4 protein-coding genes are annotated in these 2,646 nt (G+C 65.9%); 3 read left to right on the top strand and 1 reads right to left on the bottom strand.

The genetic code is table 11. The features are described from left to right. The 3 genes from EOD15_RS32375 to EOD15_RS32365 form a co-directional block, all read left to right on the top strand. Window positions 1–592 (top strand): DUF3108 domain-containing protein (locus EOD15_RS32375; protein WP_148129755.1); only part of this gene is annotated, 592 nt, incomplete at its 5' end. Window positions 593–626: 34 nt separating this feature from the next. Next, window positions 627–1,562 carry an EamA family transporter gene (locus EOD15_RS32370; protein ID WP_127318422.1) on the top strand — a complete coding sequence of 312 codons (936 nt, stop codon included), beginning with the start codon at window positions 627–629 and terminating at the stop codon, window positions 1,560–1,562. After that, entirely contained in the window at window positions 1,559–2,245 is a 687-nt protein-coding gene (locus EOD15_RS32365; RefSeq protein ID WP_127318420.1) for a lysoplasmalogenase, read from the top strand. The genes EOD15_RS32370 and EOD15_RS32365 overlap by 4 nt, the downstream gene beginning before the upstream one ends. A 1-nt stretch (window position 2,246) precedes the next feature. Here EOD15_RS32365 and EOD15_RS32360 read toward each other — a convergent pair. Continuing rightward, the coding region (locus tag EOD15_RS32360) for a cupin domain-containing protein (protein WP_148129754.1) at window positions 2,247–2,646 on the bottom strand (400 nt) is incomplete at its 5' end.

The following is a 2,646-nucleotide window of genomic DNA, read 5'->3' as shown; positions in this document are numbered from 1 at the left end:
GGCCAAGCTGTTCGACGACACGCGCGGCACGATCTCATCCAAGGGCACGATCGCGGGCAAGAAAATGGTGCCGCAGGCATTCCGCGCCGACTACACCTCCGGCAAGAAAGCATCGGTGGTCGATATCCGCTTTGCCAATGGCAGGGTCACCTCGACGAAGGTCGTGCCGTCGCCGGGCAAACGCGACCCCAAGAACTGGGTACCGCTCGGTGCCGGCGACCTGACGTCGGTGCTCGATCCCATGGCCGCCACCGTCATTCATGCCGACAGTCTCGACCAGGTCTGCGGCCGCACGGTGAAGTTCTATGACGGCGAGATGCGTGCCGACCTGACGTTGACCTACGCGTCGAAAGGCACGATCTCGGTCCCGGGCTACAAGGGCGACACCGTCACCTGCCAGATGGGCTTCGAGCCGGTGGCGGGTTATCGCAAGGGCCGCAAGGCGCTCAACTATCTCAAGAACAAAAGCCGCATGATGGTGACGTTTGCACCGCTCGGCCAAACCGGCGTATATGCGCCGATCCGTGCCACGGTGGGCACGCAGATCGGCACCTTGACCATCAGCGCCGGGCGTTTCGAAGCCGTACAATAGCCAGGCGCGGAATTGGCGCGCCACTGGAGACAGAATGGGGCGCGCAACACTGATCGGCTTTTCGGCGGTCGCCATGTGGGCGTTGCTCGCACTGCTCACCGATGCGTCGGGCCAGGTGCCGCCGTTCCTCTTGTCGGCGATCACCTTCTCGATCGGCACCGGGGTCGGGCTCATCGCGCGGCTGTTCATGCCGGCACCCGACAAGAGCCAGAAGATACCGCCGCAGGTGTGGCTGATCGGCATTGCCGGCCTGTTCGGCTACCACTTCTTCTATTTCACCGCGCTGCGCAATGCGCCGGCGGTGGAGGCGAGCCTGATCGCCTATCTGTGGCCGCTGCTGATCGTGCTCGGCTCGGCGCTGATGCCGGGCGAAAAACTGGCGTGGAACCATGTCGTCGGCGCGCTGCTCGGCCTTGCCGGCACCGTGCTGATCGTCACCAAGGGTGGCGGGCTGGCCTTCGACGCCCGCTATTCCTTCGGCTATGCCATGGCTGCCGTCTGCGCCGTCCTGTGGTCGTCCTATTCGTTGTTGTCGCGGCGTTTCCCGTCGGTGCCGACCAGCATCGTCACCTGGTTCTGCGCAGCGACCGCGGTGCTGTCGCTCGCCTGCCACCTGGCGCTGGAACAGACCGTTCTGCCCGTCGGCGCCGGCCAGTGGCTGGCGGTGCTTGGCCTTGGCCTGATGCCGGTGGGCGCTGCCTTCTATGCCTGGGACATCGGCGTCAAACGCGGCAACATCCAGGTGCTGGGTGCCGCAAGCTACGCCGCACCGCTGTTGTCGACGCTGGTGCTGATCGCGGCCGGCGTCGCCGAGCCGTCGCTGCGCATCCTCGCCGCCTGCGTGCTCATCACCGGCGGCGCGGCGCTCGCCGCAAAATCCCTGTTCCTGCGCAAGCCTGCGGCGACCGAGAGCCGAGCCGGGTCATCCGAAGGCGGAGCCCGGGGCATCCAAAGGCGGAGCCGGGCATGACGATGCCGTTTGCGGGCGGTATCGACGCCAATGCTAATGCGACACTGATTTTTTCGCTGGCGGCGGCGGTGATCTATGCGTTCACGCTAGGCATGCCGCCGACGCTCGCCCGCTCGGCGGCAAAGACGCTTGCCGTGGCGATGCTTGCCGTGCTGGCCGGGCTGCAGGGCGGCCCGCTGCTGCTGGTCGCCGCGCTCGCCCTCAGCGCCGCTGGCGACGCATTCCTGTCGCGCGACGGTGAAAAGACCTTTCTCGGCGGTCTGGCCAGTTTTCTCGTCGCCCACATCGTCTATGTCGCGCTGTTCCTGCGCAGCGGTGGCGGATTGAGAGTGCTTGGCGCCGAGCCGTGGCGCGGTGCGATCGCGCTCGCCATGGCGGTGTTCGTGGTCATCATGCTGGCGGCGCTGTGGCGTCGCGTCGGTCCCAGCCTGTGTATCCCGATCACCGTCTATATCGCCGCGATCCTGGCAATGGGCATCTCGGCGCTGACAACAAGCAATATGTGGGTGATCGGTGGCGCCGTGCTGTTCATGGTATCGGACGGGCTGCTCGCCACCGAGAAATTTCTTGTCGCCGCCATCTCGCCCCACCGCGCCTGGATGCGCTTCGCCGTCTGGGCGCTGTACTACGCCGCCCAACTCGCGACGACACTTGGGTTCCTGCTAAATTTGGGTTCTTATTGAGTTAGGGTTGTTTCGGCTGCCAGCCGGGTGCGGCCAGCTCAAAGGCGGCAAACTCGAAGCCCGGCGCGACGGTGCAGCCGACCAGCGTCCATTCGCCCAGGCTGCGCGCCGACTGCCACCAGCCTGCGGGCACGACGATCTGAGGCCGCTCACCGGCTGCGAGATCGATGCCGAGGACTTGCTCCATAACGGCGCTGCCTTCCTCCCACATCGCCAGCGCCAGCGGGGCGCCGGCATGGAAATGCCAGACCTCGGCGGCATCCTTGACCCGGTGCCAGGCCGAAACCTGATGCTCCTCAAGCAGGAAATAAATGGCAGTCGAATGGCCGCGCGCGCCGCCGGTGCCATCGCGAAAGGTCTCGGCATACCAGCCGCCTTCCGGATGCGGCTTCAGCCCGAGC

Origin of the sequence: Mesorhizobium sp. M7A.T.Ca.US.000.02.2.1 (assembly GCF_003996995.1) — a bacterium.
Taxonomy (GTDB): Bacteria; Pseudomonadota; Alphaproteobacteria; order Rhizobiales; family Rhizobiaceae; genus Mesorhizobium.
This window is presented reverse-complemented; position numbering and strand designations above follow the sequence as displayed.